Raw genomic sequence first — 19,751 nt, 5'->3', positions numbered from 1 at the left:
CACGATGAGCCGATATTTGGCACGGCGTATTGGGCAGGCGCTGCTGGTACTCTGGGCGACCTTTAGCCTGTCGTTTATCTTGCTGCAGGTGCTGCCTGGCGACGCCATTTTGATTAAATTCCAGAACCCGGACATGGGCTTAAGCCCTGCGCAGATCGCCGATATGCGTGCCGCCTATGGTGCCGACGTGTCGCTGTGGCAACAGTATTTACACGCACTGGGCAACGTGCTGCGTGGTGACCTGGGCTATTCCATCCAGGCCGGCGTGCCGGTCACCGAACTGTTGGCCACTCACCTGCCTGCTACGCTGCAGCTGGCGATACTGGGGTTTACATTGGCGCTGATTCTGGCATCGGCCATTGCCTTTCTTTCCAATTTGACCGGTTTTGGCTGGCTGAGAGCGATACTGCAGTCGTTGCCGTCGCTCTTTGTGTCGGTACCCACCTTCTGGTTGGGTATCGCGCTGATTCAGATTTTCTCGTTCCAACTCAAACTGATCCCGGTAATTAATCCCGGTGAGTGGCAAGGGCTGATTCTGCCGATTGTCACGCTGGCAGTGCCGATCTCCGCGCCGTTGGCACAGATCCTGATCCGCAGTATTGATCAGGTGCAGACCCAGCCGTTTGTCGCCGTAGCCCGTGCCAAAGGTGCCAGCCGCAGCAGGGTGCTATGGCGTCATGTCGCCCGCAACGCCATGCTGCCTACGCTGACGATTGCGGGCATTCTGCTTGGCGAGCTGATTGCGGGGGCATTGATCACCGAAACCGTATTTGGTCGCAGCGGGTTGGGTCAGCTCACCTTGCAAGCGGTACTTAATCAGGATGTCGCGGTGCTACAGGCCGTTGTGGTGATTTCGGCCGCCGCTTTCGTCACCCTTAATCTGCTGGTGGATCTGCTGTTCCCGCTGTTGGATCCCCGCCTGAAAACCCACACAGGAGCCGCCGTATGAGCAGTCTCTCTTTTGAGAAAGCTATCGTGCCGGAGCGTGATCTGGGCAGCATGGAAAGCGAAGGTTCGTTACCGGCCAGCCGGCCAAGCCGTCGCCGTGTGTCGTTGACGTTGCTGCTGGCCTGGGCCGTGATCGTCATTGCGGTATTGTGGGCGCTGGCTCCACAGTTATTTACCGCGTACAGCGGTACCGAAGGCATTGCCGGTGCTCAACGGTTGGCGCCGGGAGGCGCGCACTGGCTGGGTACCGATCAACTGGGGCGCGATCTGTACGCACGCATTGTCTACGGCGCTTCGCAGACGCTGTCCGCCGCGCTGGTGGCGGTCGCTCTGGGCTTGTTGCTGGGTACATCGCTTGGGTTGATTGCCGGTGCGCTAGGGGGGATCGCCGATGAGGCCGTGATGCGCTTCATCGATGTGTTGCTGTCGATCCCCGGTCTGCTGCTGTCGCTGAGCATTATTATTTTGTTGGGGTTTGGCACGGTTAACGCGGCAATTGCCGTCGGGATCACGTCTGTCGCCAACTTTGCTCGGCTGGCACGCGCAGAAGTGGTGCGGGTACGTCACAGCGATTACGTTGAGGCGGCCTATGGCAGTGGCGGCAGCTTTTGGGCCGTGCTGTGGCGGCATATCTTGCCGAACTCACTGACCTCGGTTATCGCTTTCTCGGCGCTGCAATTTGGCAGCGCCATTCTGGCGATCGCCACGCTGAGCTTCCTGGGCTACGGCACCCCGCCGCCAACGCCGGAATGGGGGCTTTTGATCGCCGAAGGGCGCAACTACATTTCGACCGCCTGGTGGCTGACGGCCTTCCCGGGGCTGGCGGTGGTAGCGGTGGTGTTGGCAGCCAACCGCATCAATCGCGCATTAGGGAGACCCCAAGCATGAGCCTTCAGACTGCATTACAGCGATCGTCGGTTGTGCCGGTGTTGGAATTGGATCAGGTATCGATAGCCTACGGCAGCCAGCCTGTGGTTCATCAGGTATCGTTCTCCATTCAACCGGGAGAAGTGGTGGCGCTGGTGGGCGAGTCAGGGTCGGGAAAAACGACCACCGCGCAGGCGATCATGGGTTTGCTGACAGAAAATGGTCGTCTGGAGCAGGGGGCCATCCGTCTCAACGGTACCGATATCAGCCACTGGTCGCCACGGCGTTTGGACGCTGTGCGCGGCGCGCAAATCAGTTTGATCCCGCAGGATCCGTCCAGCTCACTCAACCCGGTGAAAACCGTTGGCGAACAGGTGGCGGAGATCCTCAACATTCATTGTCGGTTGCCACGCAAACACGTCCAGCAGCGGGTGGTGGCATTGTTGACCCGAGTAGGGTTGACGCACCCTGAATTACGCGCTCGTCAGTACCCGCACGAACTTTCCGGTGGCATGAAACAACGCGTTCTCATTGCGATTGCCATTGCTTTGCAGCCGGCGTTGATTATTGCCGATGAGCCAACCAGTGCACTGGATGTGACGGTGCAAAAACGCATTCTCGATCTGATTGATGAGTTACGTCAGGAATGTGGTACGGCGGTGTTGTTGGTGACCCACGATCTGGCTGTGGCGGCGGAGCGTGCCGATCGGCTGCTGGTGTTTCGTCATGGCCGGGTACAGGAGCAAGGGGCGACCGCCGAGGTGCTGCGTGCACCTGCTTGTGATTATACCCGCCAGCTGTTTACCGACGTACCGTCGTTGGCCCGCGCCGCGCCGCCACCTGGCCATGTCTCGCAAGAACTGGCGATCCAGGTCAATGGGCTAGTGAAACATTTCCGCCTGGATGGCACTGGTCGCAAAACGCACCCTGCGTTGGATCAGGTGTCCTTCAGCGTACCGCGCGGCACCACGCATGCCTTAGTGGGGGAATCCGGGTCAGGCAAGACCACGCTGGCACGTTGTTTACTCGGTTTTCAAAGGCCGGATTCCGGGCAAATTATGATCGATGGCGTCGATTTCACCCAGTTGAAAGGCGAAGCGTTGCGGCAGTTCCGCCGCCGTATTCAACTGGTGTATCAGAATCCATTCGGCTCGCTCGATCCATCGCAAACCCTGTATCAGGTGATTGAAGAACCGCTGCTGAACTTTGAACCACTGAGCAAAGCAGAGCGTTATCGCCGGGTGCGGGATTTGTTTGAACGGGTTGCGCTACCGAATGAATTGCTGAGTCGTAAACCCCGTGAACTCTCCGGCGGTCAACGACAGCGGGTGGCTATCGCCCGGGCGCTGGTGTTGCAACCCCGCGTGCTGGTGCTGGATGAGGCGACGTCGGCATTGGATGTCCGGGTACAGGCGCAAATCTTGCGGCTGTTGCAGGATCTGCAGCAGGAGTTGGGGCTGACCTATTTGTTTATCTCACACGATCTGGCCACGGTGCGGCAGATCTCACACAGCGTTTCGGTCCTGCACCGCGGTGTTCAGGTGGACAACGGTGCGACCGGCGATCTGTTCGCCATGCCGGGCAGTGATTACACCCGGCAGTTGATTGAGGCCATTCCCGGTCGGCAGTTTTATGCCGAACCGCCTAAGGTTGAGGATGCAGTCTATGAGCAGTAAAAGACTCGGTTTTTTTACACGGTTACTGGATCAAGGCAGTGCGCAGCAGCGCTATCGGCTCGCGACCGAACAAATCGTGCATGCCGAACGGGCCGGGTTTGATAGCGCCTGGGTGGCACAACACCATTTTCATGAGGATGAGGGGGGCTTGCCTTCCCCGTTGGTATTTCTGGCGCAGGTGGCGGCGCGTACCCGCGATATTCGGCTGGGAACGGGGGTGATCACGCTGCCGATGGAGTCCGCCATTCGAGTGGCAGAGGACACCGCGGTGCTGGATCTCCTGTCCGACGGCAGGCTGGAAGTTGGCATCGCGGCTGGCGGTACGCCTTCTTCGTTCAGTGCCTTTGGTTTCGATGCCACGCAGCGCCACGCGGTATTTGCGGATAATTTCAACACGCTACTGCGCGCCTGGCGAGGAGAGGACTTGGGGGGCGGGGACAACCGCCTGTATCCGGCTGCACCGCAGTTGGCGGAACGGGTCTGGCAGGCCACGTTTTCGGTGGAGGGGGGCGAACGCGCCGGACGGGCCGGTGACGGTCTGATGCTATCGCGCACGCAACCGCGCCCGGCGGATACCCCCGACCTGCCGTTAGACGAATTGCAGAACCCGATTATTGACGCCTATCTGGCAGCGTTACCGGCGGGCATCGCGCCGCGCATCATGGGATCGCGCACCGCATTGGTCACTGACAATGGCCAGCTGGCGCGCGATCTGGCCGCGCAGGGGCTGGGCCGTGGGCTTGAACGCCTGCGTGCCAGCGGCCATCGACCGTCCGATGAGTCGTTTGATGGGCTGATCCGTGCCTTTGACGTGCATCTTGGCAGTCCGGATCAGGTCATTGCTTCGTTGCAGAAAGACAGCGCGCTGGCGCGGGTGACGGACCTGGCGTTTCAGGTACATTCCATCGATCCGCCGCACGCCCATATTTTGCGCTCGATTGAACTGATCGCTCGCCATGTCGCCCCTGAACTGGGTTGGCAACGCCGCACACCCGCGACGGTCTCCTATGAACATCACGCTGAGGAAAAGGTATGACTGCAACATGGAACAACGACGATCTGCTGGCCGTGTTGGCAGAGATTACGCCTGGTTCTGCGCTGGCACAGGCAAGAGCAACACGGCAGGCGGCAACAGACGCGATTCAGGCCAGTTACCTGGCGCTGTTTTTCCCCGCAGACGCGGGGGGCTTTTCCGTAGCGCAGCGGTTGCACATCGCGCAGCGTATCAGCGAATGGCATGCAGACAAGCGACTCTCCGCGCATTATGCGGCGTTGCTGCAACAACGGGATGGTGCAGAGGAGGGGCCGTATTTGCAGGCCGCCCTGGATCATGCCGAGCGGCTGGCGTTTAAACCCGCCAGCGCCGACGCGCAGCATCTGCAGGGGCTACAACAGGCGGGTTGGACGCTGGACGCTATCGTCACCCTGTCGCAACTGATCGCGTTCGTCAGCTTCCAAAGCCGGCTGCTGACGGGGTATAGGTTGCTTGGCGGTAAGCCGGTAGAAGAGGACAGTGTGGGTGCGCCAGTCAGAGCAGGCCGTTGGCGCACCGAATCGGCCACGCTGAGTGGTCGCCATGCGCCGCCAGCGTTTACTCGGCAGGAACTGGGGTGGGAGCCTTGGATCGCCGCTAAACCACTGGCAGAATTTGACGCATCAGGCCAGGCGCTGTTGACGCGCTTTGGGCATAGCGATTCAGAATATTTCCGTCTGTTGGCCCGCAATCATCCGGTGTTGGAACAGCGGACGCTGGCGGACCGCGCGATTTTCTACACCTCGGGCGGGCTGGAGCGTAAAGATCGTGAACTCGCGGCGACGGTTGCGAGCAAGGTCAATGGCTGTATCTATTGCGCGTCGGTACATGCTCGCAAGGCAGCGCAATTGTCTAAGCAGACGGATGAGGTGCAGCGTTTGCTGGACATCGCTCCGGGAGAGGTATTGAGTGAAGGGCAAGGGGCGTCGTGGCGCGTGCAAATAGACTTTGCCGCGGCGTTGTCCGCCACGCCGCCACAGGCTAATGCCGTTCATCTGGCGCAACTGCGCGGGCTGGGGTTGGATGAGGTGTCCTTGCTGGATCTGGTGCAGTCAACGGCCTTCTTTGCCTGGGCGAATCGGCTGATGCTGACCCTTGGAGAACCCTTCGACGATCGGTAAAGCAAGTGCAAAACTCACGTTGAAATAACCGGGGATACGTTATTCGCCCCGGTATAATTAAAATAATAATTACCGTTCCCTACAGATTATTAACCTGATTAACAAATGCACACATCTCTTGTCATTATCATGACGAATAATTCAAATTGAAAAAATTGCTCCATCCCCCTCAATGCTTAGATACTCAGCCCATCAGTGAATTTAATTCAAAAATAGACAGTTAATGTTGGCTGGACGCATTTTCGATGGGATAGGGCGCGATGGGAAGTTTTTTTAAGCAGGTATATCGTTATTCTCATGCACGGCCTTATCGGCATAATGAAAACCTCTGGCCGTACGTGAAAATTGAGCGTGCAGAGAGCGGAGAAATTGCGGTATTAGCGTATAAAAGACAGACAGTGCCCATAGCGACGTTGTCAGCATTGAAAGACAGTTGTCAGGGGCCGGTATTGCTCACCGCAACAGGGCCTTCGGTAAAAAAGATGTGCTTTAGCAACATCCCGGATATGCCGGCGATCGGCGTCAATGGTGCCTATTCCTTAAGCAAACAGGTCAGCTTCCGCTTTTACGTTATTGTCGATATGGGCTTTATCGATCGGCGGCCGGATATTATCCAGGATATTATCACTGAGCCTGACTTAATCCTGTTTACGACGGTACACGGCGTGGCGAAAATAATCGACCGGTTCACATTGACCGGGGTGAAGTGCCGGTTTGCCGTGGTTGAGGATGCAGCCTTCAAAATTTATAACCCGAAAATCAATCCGTTGGCGCTGTGGGAACATTATCGCCACGATCCGAGCGTTGATTTCTCGCCTGCATGTAAATCCATCGCATTTAGCCATGACATTCGGCATGGCATTTTCGATGCCGGGACCGTGGTGTATTGGGCCTTTCAGATAATTGCCTTTTTGGGCTTTAAACAGCTCTTTATTGCAGGGCTGGATATGAACAATTTCCATTTGCCACGCTTTTATGAAACCCCCGAAAACCAATTGCCAACCTTTTTACCAGAGAAGGTTGATGATTTGATTATCCCGGCTTTTAGCCATGCCGGAGAAAGCATGAAAATAAAAAATATTGTTATAAGAAATTTTTCTTTGAGCAGTGCCATTGACACAAGTATTTTTGAAAAGGTTGATTGCAATGATTTTTTCAAGAAGAACTGATGTCACGGCATTGATCTCTGTTTACGCTTTTCTGGCCTTCTCTTTTTTCAGCGCTATTTTCTGCGGTTTTACCCGGGTTAATAATTTATTCCATATCGCGGCATTTTTCTTCCTGTTTAGGCTGTGCACCAGGACAGCGTTTCGGCAAGCCTGGCATAAAAGACGATCGGCCGTCGTGGGGTTCGTGTTGGCCGCATGTTTTCTCACCTATTACTCGGCCAGCAATCTCTGGGGGGGCACACCGGGTAATATGGTCTCCACCTTGACGCACAGCGTTTATATTCTGATTTATCTTGCTCTGTTGGTCACCGTGTTGGAGAGCCCTCACCGTACTCTTTTGCTGTGCTGCGTGATTGCTGGCATCACTGTGCTATGTCTTTACCTGACCTGGGTTGATTACCGGGTAATTTATGCCCTAAGAGAAACGTCAGACGCCAATCCCGGCCCGCGCAATGTGATAGACCTTGCTGGTTATGCCGCGTTGGGGATTATTTTAAGCCTAGTGGTATTTCGTGATACCCAACAAAAAAAGGTGCTGCTGTCGATCCCGGTGCTCTTTGCTTTTATGGTCTTAACGCAAAGTCGTGGGCCTTTAATCGCACTATTGTCCTCGCTGGCATTAACCACATCCTACCTGGCGCTGAATAAAAAAACGGCTGTTTCCATTGTGGCGGTGCTGATACTTGCCATTGGCGCGGTTGTGTTTTCACCGATTGGCGAGTTGCTGATTACGCGTTTTGGTGAATTGTATCAGCAGAGTTTTGTACGGATGAGTATTTGGCGACACAGCGGGTTGCTGATAGCGCAGGCGCCCTTTTTTGGCTATGGGTTTGATAAAGAACTGACCTTCACCAATTACACCGGCGAGTTTATTCATACCACACATAGCCTGTACCTGGGGGCATTACTCAAGGGTGGGTTAGTCGGGTTTGGCTTGTTTGCAGGATTATTGGTGTTTGGTGCGGGGCTTGCTGTCCGTCATCTCAACGCCGGGCGACGCCTGGAGGCCACATTGTATTTCTTCATGCTGATTTTCTATTGCTCACAGGGCATGTTTGTCATCGCCAATCCGGCCGAGTTTTGGTACCTGTTTTGGTTCCCGCTGGCCACGGTGTTTGCCCAGCCTGTTCCACCGGACAACCGATCAACCGAGTTGTAACGCGTTCGTCACTTTGTCAAAGACCTGCTGCTCTGTGATGATGCTAAGCGGCTGGCGGCGTTGGGCGGCACTGAGCTGTACCCTATCTGTAGGGACGTACATGACCTGGTGCAACGCGCTATTTTGATAGGGGCCGGTATGCTGCGGATTGGCCGTGACAAACAGGCTGACGGTGGGGGTTTTGAGGGCAATGGCCAGATGCAAGGGGCCGGTATCGCCGGTGACCAGAACTTGCAGGTTTGACATCACCCCCAGCAGCTGCGGCAGGGTCGTTTTACCCATATGGCTGACCACGCGTTGTTGCTCTGAGGCGGTCAGGCCGGCCATAAATGCCTTTTCGATAGCGAGCTCTTTCGGGGTGCCAATTAACTCAATCTGGTTGTGTGGCGAGTGCGCCAACAGCAGCTTTGCCAGTTGGGTAAAGCGTTCGACGGGCCAGCAGCGCGACGTCTCGGAAGCCCCCATTTGGAAACCAATCAGGGTGTTACCGGCGGTTTTATTCACCGCTGGAAACTCAACGGGGATAAACATCTCGGTATTGTCTGTACGGCAACCCAATTGCGCCACCAGATCCAACTTGCGCTGAATTAAATGCTCGCCAGTGCTACGGCTGACTCCGGTCAACCAAGGTTCCATGCCGGTGGCTTTGTTGCCGTAAGCGTCTTTGAAGACATATTGGCAACCGGCAGTAATGGCGGCAATGACATCGTAAGGCGATTTGGAGTGGAGGATGATCGCCAGTTCAGGCTTATGTTTGCGCAGTTGGTGAATAATACTGAGGATGTCTTTTGCTTTATGATCCCAATAAATAACATCATCAAAGTATTGGCTTGTCGCGACCAGCTGTTTGTTTTTATGGCTTGAAATAAGGGTGAGGCGTGCCGCCGGGTAACGTTCACGCACTGCGCGAATAGCGGGCGTATTAAACATGAGATCGCCAAGTGCGGTGGTAGAGAAAATAACAATGCGATTAAACGTCAGGTCAGGATGAAAACCGGCTTTATCTTTAAGGTTGCCGCCAAACCGGGTGTAGACCTGCAAAAAGGCGTTGGCCGCCGTTATTTTCCATTGTTTTGACATCTTATTTCACTTTGAGTTGATTGGCGTACCGGCCTGACGGGCACATCATATGATGTTTATCCTGACGGGCCAATGGGCGGCAATATATTGCTACATATACTTGCGCAACCTTAATAAAGGGGCAGCGGGCTGCCCCTTTACCGCATCAACGTTGCCAAACTTGTGGGCCGGAAACGACACCCGCCCTGGAGGGCATGCCTGGATGGGCTGCAACAGGAACTCCTGCGCTGCGCGATAGCACAAAATAAAAGTTTTGCTGGCGTGAGTCGTGGGAATATCAGATAACGTTGCTATTCCCTACCCATGAGAGAGATGTCCATGAGCCAGCCAAGAATTTCCGATCACCCGATTGATGCGCAGTTTATTGAACGCTGGTCGCCGCGCGCGCTGGCGAATGATCCTATCGACGATGCAACCCTGCTGAGCTTCTTTGAAGCGGCGCGCTGGTCGCCTTCAGCGTATAACGTTCAGCCATGGCGCTTTGCCTACAGCAAGCACGGTTCGGCCAGTTGGGACACCTACCTGGATTTCCTGGTTGAATTCAACCGCGGTTGGGCGCAACACGCTTCAGCGCTGGTGGTGATCATCTCCAAAACCACCAGTCTGAACGGTGAAAAAGAAGTGAGCAACCCAAGCCACGCCTTCGATGCCGGTGCCGCATGGGCCAATCTGGCGCTACAGGCGCATTTGAAAGGCTGGTTGACCCACTGCATGGGGGGCATCCATCACGATAAAATCAAGGCTGCGCTTAATCTGCCGGACAACTATCAGGTGCATGGCATCGTGGCTATCGGTAAAGCGGGGGACAAATCCCGTCTGCCTGAGTTTCTGCAGCAAAAAGAGATCCCTTCAGGGCGCTTGCCACTCGAGCAGACCGTGGTGGAAGGGCTGAACTTTACCCTGTAAACATTCTGTCAGAAACTCATCGGCCCGCAAGATCGCCTTCTGCGGGCTTTTTTATGCCGTAAGATGATGAGTAGAACTTTGTGAGTATGTTCATGGCCACAATCATCGTTATATAATATTTTATATAGCGAAAGTGAATAGAAAAGGGAGGGGCCATGAACAATCACTTCGGCAAGGGGCTGATGGCCGGTTTGAAAGCGCAAGACGCCAGCCCACCTGGCCAACTATCCCGGTTCTGCTGTGACTACAAACGGGGTTTCGTGTTGGGATATGCCCACCATTTGGCAGAAAGCTTGGGGGACGAAAATCAGGCGGCGTTCGAGGCCGGGTTACTTTGCCGGGCCTACGATCTCAACGGGGAACTGATGAGCGAGTTCTTCTCGGGCGGTGCCAATCGCCTGGCCGAAAAGTTTTTCTGCGCAGGGTATAACCGGGATCCGCAAAGCTAAGCGCAACACGCCTAAGGCCTGGCGGGCTCAGGCCTTGTTCATCACCACCACCAGGTAAATGCAGGTTTCAGCGCTCTCATTTTTGAACACACAGTCGGTGGGCGGGCCAAGTTCAAGGCAATCACCTTCAGCCATCTCATGGCGAATTTCACCTTCCTGAAACACCAACGAACCTGACAACACCCAAAGCAATTGCCGCATAAACGCGTAGGCCGAGGCCGGCATGGGGATCTCTGCGCCCGCAGGCAGTTCGATGCGTACCAGATCGAGCGGCATATCAGACTGTGGCGACACGTGGCGACGGATGTAGCCGCTGTCGGGATCGACCCAAATCGGCTGGTCCTGCTGGCGCATCATCCGGCCTTCCTGCGTTTCCGCCCGGGCAATCAATTTGGACATGCTCAAACCGAACGCGCCGGAAAGCCGCCCCAGCAACATCGCGGTAGGGCTGCTGTCTCCGCGTTCAATTTTGTGCACCATGGCGCGCGAAACGCCGGCCCTCTCGGCCAGATCGGACAGCGACCAATGGCGTGCTTCACGTTCGATGCGGATCCGCGCACCGATGCGTTGATTTAGGTTGTCTAATTTATTATTCATATCGTAGTATGATAGTGGACGGTCAACCAAGAGGTCAACATGCTTATACGTAACGCGACTATAACCGATAGTGCAGGCATTGCCGCTATCTATAACGACGCCGTGCTCAATACCACGGCAATCTGGAACGAATGCAGCGTCGACGCGGCGAACCGTGAGGCATGGATGGCGGAACGGCAGGCCGCGGGCTATCCGGTGTTGGTCGCGATTAATGAGGCGGGCGAGGTGATGGGTTATGCCTCATTCGGCGACTGGCGGGCTTGGGACGGTTACCGCCACACTGTCGAGCACTCGGTTTATGTCCGCAAAGATTGCCGTGGCGGCGGAGTAGGCAAAACGTTGTTGATCGCACTGATTGAGCATGCGCGGGTGATTGGCAAGCATGTCATGGTGGCGGGTATTGAATCCGGTAACCAGGCGTCCGTCCAGTTGCACCTCAATCTGGGCTTCGAGATGGTCGGACGGATGAGCGAAGTCGGCGCCAAGTTCGGCAAATGGCTGGATTTGACCTTCTTACAGTTAAAGCTCGATGACAGCAACGCGCCGCCGGCCCGCTAATCGCGCCGTAAATCCAGGATCGCTATGAATATCATGCTATTGCTGCTGGTGGCTGCCGGGATCAGTTTGGTTATCCAGAACCTGTTAATGGTGCGCATTACTGAAAGCGTGTCGACGGTGTTGATTACGCTGGTCATCAACTCTAGCGTCGGCCTGTTGCTATTGATGGGGCTATTGTTCGCCAAAAATGGCGTGAGCGCGTTAGCGGAGGTGACCGGCGCGCTCAGGGTTTGGATGCTGTTGCCCGGTTTACTGGGATCATTTTTTGTTTTCTCCGGCATCCTGGGCTACCAGAAGCTGGGGGCGGCGACCACCATTGCCGTATTGGTTGCCAGCCAACTGGTCGCAGGGTTGATGGTGGATATCTACAAAGCCGGGCCTGCCGCACTGCGCGAAAACGTGCCAGCGCTTTTGGGCGGCGTGTTGTTGGTCATTGGCGCTTTTCTGGTGGCGAGACGAAGTTTTTGAACGTGGCAAGGCCCGCCCGGTTTTCCGAACGGGCCAGCCGAAAAGGGGCTAATAGGTGAAAGCGGCCCGGTGTTTGCGGATAAATTCAGGCCAACGAACCGGTTCTCTGCCGGCTATCGCCGGGAAGTTGTCGAAAGTCTCTTCGACACCGGGAATATCGCGTTCGGCAATGCGCCGCAGGTTGTCGCCCACGCAGTTCATATAGGCCATTTCGGCACCGGACTGCCGCATATTTTCCAGGAAAATCCGGGGGTCAAGCGCTTCATAGCGGAACGGCTGGCCAAGTATTTCGGTCATCATGGCCGCGATCTCGCCATAAGACTTGGCGTCATAACCCAGACGATAGGTTTTACCCGCGTGCTCTTCAGGGTGCAGCAGTGAACAGGCCGCTGCCCGCGCAACGTCCTCACCATCCACCCAACTGAAGGGGGCATCGCCGGTGTATTGCTGAATGATGCCGTTGACGACGGCCGGAACGCCGCCGTAGCCGATCACATTTTGCATAAAGCACTCCGGCCGCAAATGCGTAAAGGAGAAACCCAAAGCTTCAATATAGCGTTCGATCAGCTGATGCCAGGCCCAGTGTGCAATCGTGGTGTCGTCACGACCGCAGGCGCCCAGGTGCACAATATGCTGTACGCCGGCTTGTTTTGCCTTATCGAGAAACACTTTGCTCTGACGCAACATATCGACGGTGTAGCCGGTTGCCAGAAAGACACGGTCAATGTTTTGCAGCGCGGGCGCCAGCGTGTCTTCTTTATCAAAATCCATAATGACAGTGCGAATGTTTTGCGCCTCAAAAGGCGCCGCTTTTTGCGGGGAGCGCACGGCAGCGATCGGCGTGATGGAAGGATCCTCCTGGAGAAAGCGCAGAGTATCCCCCCCTATCTGGCCGGTGGCACCGGTAATCAGCACCCTGGGTTTCGTTATGCTCATGAGTAAACTCCTTTTGTGTGTGACTGAATAAGGCATGGGCCTCATGCCTGGCGATAGAGAGGAGTTTACTGAGAAAAATATTCCTATTTAGGCTATAAATTACCAAGTTTATGGAATTAAATTCATTAATGTGGCGGGTTATGTATTCTTCAGAAAGACTGAAAGGTATCGACTTATTTGTCTGCGTGGCGGATATGGGCAGCTTTACTGCTGCGGCTGAACGCATGAATTTAACCACCTCGGCCATCAGTAAAGGTATTGCACGTTTAGAAGCGCGGTTGCAGGTTCGTCTATTTCATCGCACGACGCGGCGATTGTCACTGACCGATGCCGGGGTGAGGTTTTATCGCACCTGTACCGGTGTGCTTGGCGAACTGGAAGAGGCGGAGCTTTCAATGCAGGCCGAAAGCACCCAACCACAGGGAAAGGTGCGTATTGATCTGCCAGCTTCCTACGGCCGTCTGCATGCGTTGCCGGTGATCCTTAAACTGATCGAGGATCACCCATTGTTAATGCCGCATATTTCTTTTTCCGATCGCTTTGTTGATCCTGTAAGAGAAGGCATCGACATTATCGTGCGTATTGGTGGCGCGGATATTTGGCCAAATACCTTGGAGCATTGCTATCTGGGCGCCCAACGGCATATTTTCTGCGCTTCGCCAGCCTATTTGAAAAAGCGTGGCGCGCCGGCAACCGCACAGGATTTAGAGAATCACAGCTGCGTGGTTTACGGTGAGGGAAACGGTCTGCCCACGCCTTGGCATTTTGCCGGCGTACACCCCAATAGCAGCGAGAAAAAGGTGTTGCCCGGGCGGGTGGCAATCGGCGATGCGGAAGGCCAGCTTACCGCAGTATTGGCCGGGCACGGTATTGCACAATTGCCCACCTGGCTGGTGAAGCGACAGCGTGAAGAGGGCACTTTGGTTGAAGTGTTGCCCCATTTGGCAACCGATGGGCTACCGATTAATTTGGCCTGGCTCAAAAGCCGTCAGGCATTACCTAAAGTCCGTGCTTTGTTGACGATCCTGACCGAGAATTTGGGCCCGTCAGGCAGTCAGTTGAGCCCAGTTTGACGCCGAGCAACCTTTCATTAAGCCCTTAGGAGAAGGATCAGGAGACGGTGAGTTTTTTTACTTCCCTGAATCCTATTTTATTCCTTAATTTTTACGGTACTTATCGTACATTCAAGTCGCTTGGTCAATTTCATAGCAACTGAATCTAACGGTGAGGAAGCTAAGTGGTGAAGCATGTCTCGGGAATAAAGACGAAAAGGCGGAGTGTGACGCAGACTGATGCAACGAACACTAACGATTGCGGGTGGAAAAGCGAAAGCCCACTCAGGTTTTCCTGAGTGGGCTCAAAGGGGAGTCTCTGGACGTAAACGCCGGGTGACGTTATTTCGCCGAAAGCTCTCTCCGGATGATTTCTGCTCCTGCGCTTAAGGCATTGAGTTTGCCCGTGGCGACCTGACGAGATAAGGGAGCCATGCCGCAGTTAGTAGAAGGATAAAGCTTGTCGGCATCTACAAACTGGAGTGCTTTGCGCAATGTATTGGCGACTTCTTCCGGTGTTTCTATGGTATTGGTTGCCACGTCAATGGCCCCAACCATCACCTTTTTACCGCGAATCAGTTCAAGCAGGTCCATTGGGACATGCGAGTTATGACATTCCAGCGAGATGATATCGATGTTAGATGTCTGCAGTTTGGGGAACGCCTCTTCATATTGCCGCCACTCTGTGCCCAGCGTCTTTTTCCAATCGGTATTGGCCTTGATGCCATATCCATAGCAGATATGTACGGCTGTTTCACATTTAAGTCCCTCAATGGCCCTTTCTAATGCGGCGATCCCCCAATCGTTCACCTCATCAAAAAATACATTAAAGGCCGGCTCATCAAACTGGATAATATCGACGCCGGCAGCTTCTAATTCTTTTGCTTCTTGATTGAGAATTTTTGCAAATTCCCAGGCGAGTTTTTCGCGGCTTTTATAGTGGTTGTCATAAAGCGTATCTATCATCGTCATAGGGCCGGGCAGGGCCCATTTAATCGGCTGCTTGGTGAGCTGACGTAAAAACTTGGCATCTTCGACAAAAACAGGTTTTTGACGAGCCACCGCCCCCACGACAGTCGGTACACTTGCATCGTAGCGATTACGAATTTTAACGACCTGACGCTTTTCAAAATCAACGCCGCTGAGGTGTTCAATAAACGTCGTGACAAAGTGTTGGCGCGTTTGCTCGCCGTCACTGACAATGTCGATGCCTGCACGCAGTTGATCTTCCAGAGATAAACGCAGAGCATCTTGTTTCCCCTCAACTAACTCTTCATTTTGCAACTTCCAGGGGGACCAAAGTGTCTCTGGTTGCGCAAGCCAGGAAGGTTTAGGCAAACTGCCAGCCGTTGACGTGGGGAGTAATATTTTCATAGTAGATGACCTTTTATTTTCTGTTAATCAAAGCGCGCAGTTAGCGGACCATTGTTCAAGAATATTTTTGTAGGGTTTGATAAAGTGCTCTTCAGTAAATTTTCCCTGCTCAATAGCTAACTGGCTGCGTTCTTCCCGGTCATAAACAATTTTTGTTAATGAATGATCCTGGTGGTTCAGGCTGGGTTGATAATATTGCCCTGCCGCAGAATTACTATTGTAAATCTCAGGTCGGTAAATTTTTTGGAAAGTCTCCATCGTACTGATAGTGCTGATAAGCTCAATATCAGTGTAATCACTCAATAAATCACCAGAGAAATAGAAGGCCAAAGGTGCAACGCTATTTTTAGGCATGAAATAACGAACCTGCAACCCCATTTTGTTGAAATATTTTTCAGTTAAAGATGAATCATTCTGCTGGTATTCGATACCTAATACAGGATGCTGGTTCCCCGTCTGGTAGTAGGTGTCTTTACTTGAGACACTTAAACATATCACAGGCGATTTTTTAAAGTTCTCTTTGTACTCATGTGAGTTAACGAAGTATTTAAATATGTTCCCGTGCAAGCTACCAAAATCATCTGGGATGCTAAAGTGGGGTTGGTTATTATTGTGTTCTAACAGCAATACGCTGAAGTCATAATCCCGCACGTAAGAAGAGAAATTGTTCCCCACAATGCCTTCAATGCGTTCGTTATTTTTCTTGTCAATAACATTTGTTTTCAATATTTCAATCACAGGGAAGGTATTGCCATTGCCTGCAATATTCATCTCAACAGAAATGATTTCAAGTTCGACTGAGTAGCGGTCCCCTTTAGGGTTATCCCAATGCGCTAATGTATTGAAGCGATTATTGATCATCACCAAGGTGTTGCGTAAATTCTCTTGGCGATTTTTCCCTCTGGCCAAGTTAGCAAAGTTGGTCGTAATGCGCGTACCTTCTGAAGGGTTATAGTTCTCATCAAAAGGAGTGCTCTTAATCGTAAATGTGAAGTCTTTATTCATCCTAATCTTGCACCCTGGTTCTGACATGAAAAATGAATTTATTTCTTGATTAGCCCGAGGTTACCGGCTTTCTCATTCATCAGTCTTTATGTTGTCAATACGTTAATATTGTATAATTTATGCCAGAGCCATGAGATGAGTGAAAGCGAGTTAATTTCATTACGACATGAGTCATATTCATGATCTGGGGGATGGGTGGGGCTGACACCCTCGCAGAAGCCCCTGGCCTGAAAGAGGCCGCGTGGGGAGCGGTGGCATGTGCGTGCGCAGCCATGCGCAAAAGCACACTCTTTGCATTATCACCCCAGGTCAGCGGATTCCCGTGAAACGCGTCCCGATAGCGCCTCTCGACGATGGCACTCCGACTGGGATCGCCCTTGCCAGCAACTTTACTATATGTAACTAAATTACAAAGGTTTTTCTGTCAGGGCAACGAGAATGACCACCCAGAGTGGTGGGTAGCATAAGCCCGGTTTGCCGAGCCTCAGTACGGGCGATCGTAACTAGGCTATATCGTGTAAAAGACGTGTGCGGCACACGTCCAGAATCTCATCAGCCAGAGCTGAATTATCCGGGCAGGCGCGGGAGAGCACCAGAGCGCCAACCAGATGCGCAATGGTATTAATCAGGTCAGCGCGCGTTTCATTTTCACTGCTTAAAACTGCCAGCTGGCGTTCAATCCCTGCCGCAAACATCTCCCTGATTGGCTCAGACTGACGGGCCGTATCAGTACCAAGTGCCGACATCACGCAGCCACTTCCCATCTCATCTCGGTGGCGGCGGGAGAGGTAGTATTCAACAAATTTTTCCCGATCGACGCCTGCTGTGTTTTCTGCGGAGCGTGTAAAACCGCAGTTCATCGCCTCTGCCATCAGATCAGCCTTAGAACCAAAGTGCTTGTAGAATCCGCCGTGGGTTAACCCCGCCGCTGACATCAGTTCCGCCACGCCCACGCCGTCAAAACCACGTTCACGAAAAAGTTCTGATGCGGTTTCAACAATACGCGTCCGGTTTTCTCGAACCTGCTCTTTCGTCACTTTCATGCTTTTTCGCCCTCCAAAAATAGGGGGTAATTATACATTGATGATGACCATAATCAAACCGGTTGACATTATAGATTATGATCATCATCATTAAATCCATCCCTTAACTCACGGTCGCCCCTTTATCGTCAGTCCGGATCGGGTCGAAAGGCTGAAAACGGGCGCACCGCTGGCGCAGAGGGATACACCAATTAGCCCTCGCTTACCGGGGACAACAGGCAGTCACGGTTCTGCATCGCAGGGTGCGGATTTTGTTAACTCATTAATAAAGAAGATCAACATGACTAAAGCTTCAGTTCTCATCACAGGCGCATCCACGGGTATTGGTGCTGTTTACGCTGAGCGATTCGCACGACGGGGACACGACCTTGTGTTGGTCGCCCGTGACAAAACGAGGTTAGAGGCGCTTGCCGACCGCCTGCGGCAGGAAACGGGCATTTCGGTCGATGTTCTGCCTGCCGATCTCACCCAGGCGGCGGATTTAGCGACGGTTGAAGCCCGCCTGCGTGAAGACACGCAAATTGGCATTCTTATCAATAACGCGGGAATTGCGCAGTCTGGCAGTTTTACAGAGCAGACGCCTGAATCGATAGAAAGCCTTATCGCGCTCAACGTCACCGCCCTGACGAGACTTGCCAGCGCTGTCGCACCACGTCTGGTAAAAGCCGGGGAAGGTTCGATCGTCAATATCAGTTCCATCGTCGGCCTCGCCCCGGAATTTGCAATGACGGTTTACGGTGCGACCAAAGCCTTTGTCCTTTTTCTGTCTCAGGGAATGAATCAGGAGCTGTCGGGCAAGGGCATATATATCCAGGCGGTGCTCCCTGCCGGTACTTACACGGAAATTTGGGATCGTGCGGGTATCGACATCAGTAATTCATCAAAATTTATGGAGGTGGGTGAGTTAGTGGACGCAGCGCTGGTGGGCTTTGATCGCCGTGAACGCGTCACCATTCCGCCGTTACACAACGCGGCACGTTGGGACACGCTCGATGCTTCGCGTCAGGCGCTGCTTTCCGACATCAAACAAGATGAAGCCGCTGAACGATATAAAGCGCGGTAGTCAATGGGGGGCGCTGTGCAGAACGGTCTTCCTGCTGTTCTGCACGGCGGTAAATCCGGCATCAATACAAACTTCCTTGGCAACGTTAATCGAGCTGTTCCTGGGTGCCGCATTTTTATTCAGCAATAGGGCCCCTATGAAAAATGTTACTGACACACCACAGGGTAAATAACAAATGAAGACCAGGAAGATGAAAGCCTTTACGTTTAAACGCTATGGTAAATCCCCTGAACTGGGATTCGATGACGTGGATTATCCTTCTCCTGGTGCCGATGACATCCTGGTGAAGGTATACGCCGTTGGCCTGAACCCGATTGACAATATGATCCCAACCGGGATGTTTAAGCCGGTATTGCATTTTAAGCTTCCTGCGACGCTGGGCAGCGATTTGGCCGGGGTCGTCGTTGCCGTGGGGAGTCGTGTGACCCGTTTTATTCCGGGTGACGAAATTTTTGCCAGTATTTTCGATACAGAAACGGGTTCCCTTGCCGAATTTGCCCTGGTCCCTGAAAGCGCTGCGGCCAGGAAACCCGCAAACCTGGATTTCGTGCAGGCGGCTTCGTTCCCTATGGTGAGCCTCACGTCCTGGCAGGCGCTCACAGAACGAGCCAAGCTGCGGCCAGGCCATAAGGTGTTCATTCCCGCAGGCTCCGGAGGTATTGGCAGTTTTGCCATCCAGTTGGCGAAGCACCTTGGCGCAAGCGTGGGAACGACAACAAGTACAGATAATGTCGACTGGGTAAGCCGTCTTGGGGCAGGCGAGGTGATTGATTATAAAAAGCTGGAATTTGAAAACGAACTCAGTGGCTATGATATTGCTCTGGGTACCCTCAGAGGCGATGCGATCGAAAAATCCACCCAAATTCTTAAGCCTGGTGGAAAAATTGTTTCCCTCATCGGGCCGTTAGATGCTGCTTTCGCACGGGACAGGCACTTAAACGTCTTCCTGCGCTTTGTGTTTGCCCTGATGAGCCATAAAATCATGCGTCTCTCAAAAAAGCGCGGGTTGACCTACTCATTTCTCTTCGTGCGTCCCGATGGTGACCAACTTACCCAAATCGCCAAAATTATAGAAGCGGAACAAATCAGGCCCGTGATCGACAAGGTATTCCCTTTTGCAGAAGCGGAAGAAGCTCTTGCCTACCTTGCTCAGGGGCATGCGAAGGGAAAAGTGGTTGTTAAGGTGCAGGAGTCATAACACGTAAATCTGAATCTGTTTAAAGAAAAGAGATAGGATCAATCTGCAC

Annotated in this window: 20 protein-coding genes; 14 read left to right on the top strand and 6 right to left on the bottom strand. The window is 53.4% G+C overall.

All coding sequences use genetic code 11. The features are described from left to right. Positions 1-4: 4 nt before the first annotated feature. From AC2FCQ_RS19020 to AC2FCQ_RS18990, 7 genes are all read left to right on the top strand, one after another. The gene (locus AC2FCQ_RS19020; RefSeq protein ID WP_404759288.1) at positions 5-949 is read left to right on the top strand and encodes an ABC transporter permease; all 945 of its coding nucleotides are present in this window, start codon (positions 5-7) and stop codon (positions 947-949) included. Further along, positions 946-1,836, top strand: a complete 891-nt coding sequence (locus AC2FCQ_RS19015; protein WP_404759289.1) for an ABC transporter permease — start codon at positions 946-948, stop codon at positions 1,834-1,836. The genes AC2FCQ_RS19020 and AC2FCQ_RS19015 overlap by 4 nt, the downstream gene beginning before the upstream one ends. After that, the gene (locus AC2FCQ_RS19010) at positions 1,833-3,491 is read left to right on the top strand and encodes a dipeptide ABC transporter ATP-binding protein (protein WP_490308857.1); all 1,659 of its coding nucleotides are present in this window, start codon (positions 1,833-1,835) and stop codon (positions 3,489-3,491) included. Before AC2FCQ_RS19015 ends, AC2FCQ_RS19010 begins: the two co-directional genes overlap by 4 nt. After that, a complete protein-coding gene (locus AC2FCQ_RS19005) occupies positions 3,481-4,527 on the top strand; it encodes a putative FMN-dependent luciferase-like monooxygenase (protein ID WP_490308858.1) in 1,047 nt (348 codons plus the stop codon). Before AC2FCQ_RS19010 ends, AC2FCQ_RS19005 begins: the two co-directional genes overlap by 11 nt. Continuing rightward, positions 4,524-5,645 (top strand): alkylhydroperoxidase domain protein, encoded by a 1,122-nt coding sequence (locus AC2FCQ_RS19000; protein WP_490308859.1) that lies wholly within the window; start codon positions 4,524-4,526, stop codon positions 5,643-5,645. The genes AC2FCQ_RS19005 and AC2FCQ_RS19000 overlap by 4 nt, the downstream gene beginning before the upstream one ends. Positions 5,646-5,905: 260 nt before the next feature. Further along, positions 5,906-6,814, top strand: a complete 909-nt coding sequence (locus tag AC2FCQ_RS18995) for a sugar glycosyltransferase (protein ID WP_209636135.1) — start codon at positions 5,906-5,908, stop codon at positions 6,812-6,814. Next, the gene (locus tag AC2FCQ_RS18990; RefSeq protein WP_490308860.1) at positions 6,792-7,973 is read left to right on the top strand and encodes an O-antigen ligase family protein; all 1,182 of its coding nucleotides are present in this window, start codon (positions 6,792-6,794) and stop codon (positions 7,971-7,973) included. Before AC2FCQ_RS18995 ends, AC2FCQ_RS18990 begins: the two co-directional genes overlap by 23 nt. Here AC2FCQ_RS18990 and AC2FCQ_RS18985 read toward each other — a convergent pair. Further along, positions 7,959-9,053, bottom strand: a complete 1,095-nt coding sequence (locus tag AC2FCQ_RS18985; protein ID WP_490308861.1) for a glycosyltransferase family 9 protein — start codon at positions 9,051-9,053, stop codon at positions 7,959-7,961. The two genes, AC2FCQ_RS18990 and AC2FCQ_RS18985, sit on opposite strands and share 15 nt — an antisense overlap. A 318-nt stretch (positions 9,054-9,371) precedes the next feature. On the opposite strand from AC2FCQ_RS18985, the gene AC2FCQ_RS18980 reads away from it, so the two are divergent. Continuing rightward, a complete protein-coding gene (locus AC2FCQ_RS18980) occupies positions 9,372-9,959 on the top strand; it encodes a nitroreductase family protein (RefSeq protein ID WP_209635902.1) in 588 nt (195 codons plus the stop codon). Between the two features lie 155 nt (positions 9,960-10,114). Then, positions 10,115-10,408: a DUF2623 family protein gene (locus AC2FCQ_RS18975; protein ID WP_209635900.1), complete on the top strand. Its 294-nt coding sequence runs from the start codon at positions 10,115-10,117 to the stop codon at positions 10,406-10,408. 27 nt (positions 10,409-10,435) lie between these two features. Here AC2FCQ_RS18975 and AC2FCQ_RS18970 read toward each other — a convergent pair whose 3' ends face one another. Continuing rightward, complete coding sequence (locus AC2FCQ_RS18970; protein WP_404759294.1) at positions 10,436-11,005, bottom strand: helix-turn-helix domain-containing protein; 570 nt, start codon at positions 11,003-11,005, stop codon at positions 10,436-10,438. 39 nt (positions 11,006-11,044) lie between these two features. On the opposite strand from AC2FCQ_RS18970, the gene AC2FCQ_RS18965 reads away from it, so the two are divergent. Continuing rightward, positions 11,045-11,563 (top strand): GNAT family N-acetyltransferase, encoded by a 519-nt coding sequence (locus AC2FCQ_RS18965; protein WP_490308862.1) that lies wholly within the window; start codon positions 11,045-11,047, stop codon positions 11,561-11,563. 18 nt (positions 11,564-11,581) lie between these two features. After that, positions 11,582-12,031 (top strand): DMT family transporter, encoded by a 450-nt coding sequence (locus tag AC2FCQ_RS18960; protein ID WP_404760264.1) that lies wholly within the window; start codon positions 11,582-11,584, stop codon positions 12,029-12,031. Between the two features lie 48 nt (positions 12,032-12,079). On the opposite strand, the gene AC2FCQ_RS18955 is transcribed toward AC2FCQ_RS18960, so the two are convergent. After that, positions 12,080-12,967, bottom strand: coding sequence for an SDR family oxidoreductase (locus AC2FCQ_RS18955; RefSeq protein WP_265554116.1), 888 nt, complete (start codon positions 12,965-12,967; stop codon positions 12,080-12,082). 140 nt (positions 12,968-13,107) lie between these two features. Here AC2FCQ_RS18955 and AC2FCQ_RS18950 point away from each other — a divergent pair, with 140 nt between their 5' ends. Next, positions 13,108-14,040, top strand: a complete 933-nt coding sequence (locus tag AC2FCQ_RS18950) for a LysR family transcriptional regulator (protein ID WP_490308863.1) — start codon at positions 13,108-13,110, stop codon at positions 14,038-14,040. A gap of 321 nt (positions 14,041-14,361) precedes the next feature. Here AC2FCQ_RS18950 and AC2FCQ_RS18945 read toward each other — a convergent pair whose 3' ends face one another. The 3 genes from AC2FCQ_RS18945 to AC2FCQ_RS18935 form a co-directional block, all read right to left on the bottom strand. Continuing rightward, positions 14,362-15,393, bottom strand: a complete 1,032-nt coding sequence (locus tag AC2FCQ_RS18945; protein WP_265554112.1) for a methionine synthase — start codon at positions 15,391-15,393, stop codon at positions 14,362-14,364. A 27-nt stretch (positions 15,394-15,420) separates the two neighbouring features. Then, positions 15,421-16,398 carry a DUF1852 domain-containing protein gene (locus AC2FCQ_RS18940; protein WP_490308864.1) on the bottom strand — a complete coding sequence of 326 codons (978 nt, stop codon included), beginning with the start codon at positions 16,396-16,398 and terminating at the stop codon, positions 15,421-15,423. Between the two features lie 503 nt (positions 16,399-16,901). Continuing rightward, positions 16,902-17,441 (bottom strand): TetR/AcrR family transcriptional regulator, encoded by a 540-nt coding sequence (locus tag AC2FCQ_RS18935; RefSeq protein ID WP_490308865.1) that lies wholly within the window; start codon positions 17,439-17,441, stop codon positions 16,902-16,904. Positions 17,442-17,721: 280 nt separating this feature from the next. On the opposite strand from AC2FCQ_RS18935, the gene AC2FCQ_RS18930 reads away from it, so the two are divergent. Continuing rightward, a complete protein-coding gene (locus AC2FCQ_RS18930) occupies positions 17,722-18,504 on the top strand; it encodes an SDR family NAD(P)-dependent oxidoreductase (protein ID WP_490308866.1) in 783 nt (260 codons plus the stop codon). Positions 18,505-18,679: 175 nt separating this feature from the next. Beyond that, positions 18,680-19,702, top strand: coding sequence for an NADP-dependent oxidoreductase (locus AC2FCQ_RS18925; protein ID WP_490308867.1), 1,023 nt, complete (start codon positions 18,680-18,682; stop codon positions 19,700-19,702). The last annotated feature ends 49 nt before the right edge of the window (positions 19,703-19,751 follow it).

It is taken from the genome of Serratia sp. CoH_134_PS_4 (genome assembly GCF_058190535.1).
The sequence above is the reverse complement of the archived record's forward strand: the minus strand, read 5'-3'. Positions and strand labels throughout refer to the sequence as shown.

Coding starts and splice junctions, on each gene's coding strand:
- AC2FCQ_RS18945 (WP_265554112.1), bottom strand. CDS start 15,393: ATGAAAATATTACTCCCCACGTCAACGGCTGGCAGTTTGCCTAAACCT.
- AC2FCQ_RS18965 (WP_490308862.1), top strand. CDS start 11,045: ATGCTTATACGTAACGCGACTATAACCGATAGTGCAGGCATTGCCGCT.
- AC2FCQ_RS18930 (WP_490308866.1), top strand. CDS start 17,722: ATGACTAAAGCTTCAGTTCTCATCACAGGCGCATCCACGGGTATTGGT.
- AC2FCQ_RS18950 (WP_490308863.1), top strand. CDS start 13,108: ATGTATTCTTCAGAAAGACTGAAAGGTATCGACTTATTTGTCTGCGTG.
- AC2FCQ_RS18970 (WP_404759294.1), bottom strand. CDS start 11,005: ATGAATAATAAATTAGACAACCTAAATCAACGCATCGGTGCGCGGATC.
- AC2FCQ_RS18975 (WP_209635900.1), top strand. CDS start 10,115: ATGAACAATCACTTCGGCAAGGGGCTGATGGCCGGTTTGAAAGCGCAA.
- AC2FCQ_RS18985 (WP_490308861.1), bottom strand. CDS start 9,053: ATGTCAAAACAATGGAAAATAACGGCGGCCAACGCCTTTTTGCAGGTC.
- AC2FCQ_RS19000 (WP_490308859.1), top strand. CDS start 4,524: ATGACTGCAACATGGAACAACGACGATCTGCTGGCCGTGTTGGCAGAG.
- AC2FCQ_RS18935 (WP_490308865.1), bottom strand. CDS start 17,441: ATGAAAGTGACGAAAGAGCAGGTTCGAGAAAACCGGACGCGTATTGTT.
- AC2FCQ_RS19005 (WP_490308858.1), top strand. CDS start 3,481: ATGAGCAGTAAAAGACTCGGTTTTTTTACACGGTTACTGGATCAAGGC.
- AC2FCQ_RS19020 (WP_404759288.1), top strand. CDS start 5: ATGAGCCGATATTTGGCACGGCGTATTGGGCAGGCGCTGCTGGTACTC.
- AC2FCQ_RS18940 (WP_490308864.1), bottom strand. CDS start 16,398: ATGAATAAAGACTTCACATTTACGATTAAGAGCACTCCTTTTGATGAG.
- AC2FCQ_RS18995 (WP_209636135.1), top strand. CDS start 5,906: ATGGGAAGTTTTTTTAAGCAGGTATATCGTTATTCTCATGCACGGCCT.
- AC2FCQ_RS19010 (WP_490308857.1), top strand. CDS start 1,833: ATGAGCCTTCAGACTGCATTACAGCGATCGTCGGTTGTGCCGGTGTTG.
- AC2FCQ_RS18990 (WP_490308860.1), top strand. CDS start 6,792: ATGATTTTTTCAAGAAGAACTGATGTCACGGCATTGATCTCTGTTTAC.
- AC2FCQ_RS18925 (WP_490308867.1), top strand. CDS start 18,680: ATGAAGACCAGGAAGATGAAAGCCTTTACGTTTAAACGCTATGGTAAA.
- AC2FCQ_RS19015 (WP_404759289.1), top strand. CDS start 946: ATGAGCAGTCTCTCTTTTGAGAAAGCTATCGTGCCGGAGCGTGATCTG.
- AC2FCQ_RS18980 (WP_209635902.1), top strand. CDS start 9,372: ATGAGCCAGCCAAGAATTTCCGATCACCCGATTGATGCGCAGTTTATT.
- AC2FCQ_RS18955 (WP_265554116.1), bottom strand. CDS start 12,967: ATGAGCATAACGAAACCCAGGGTGCTGATTACCGGTGCCACCGGCCAG.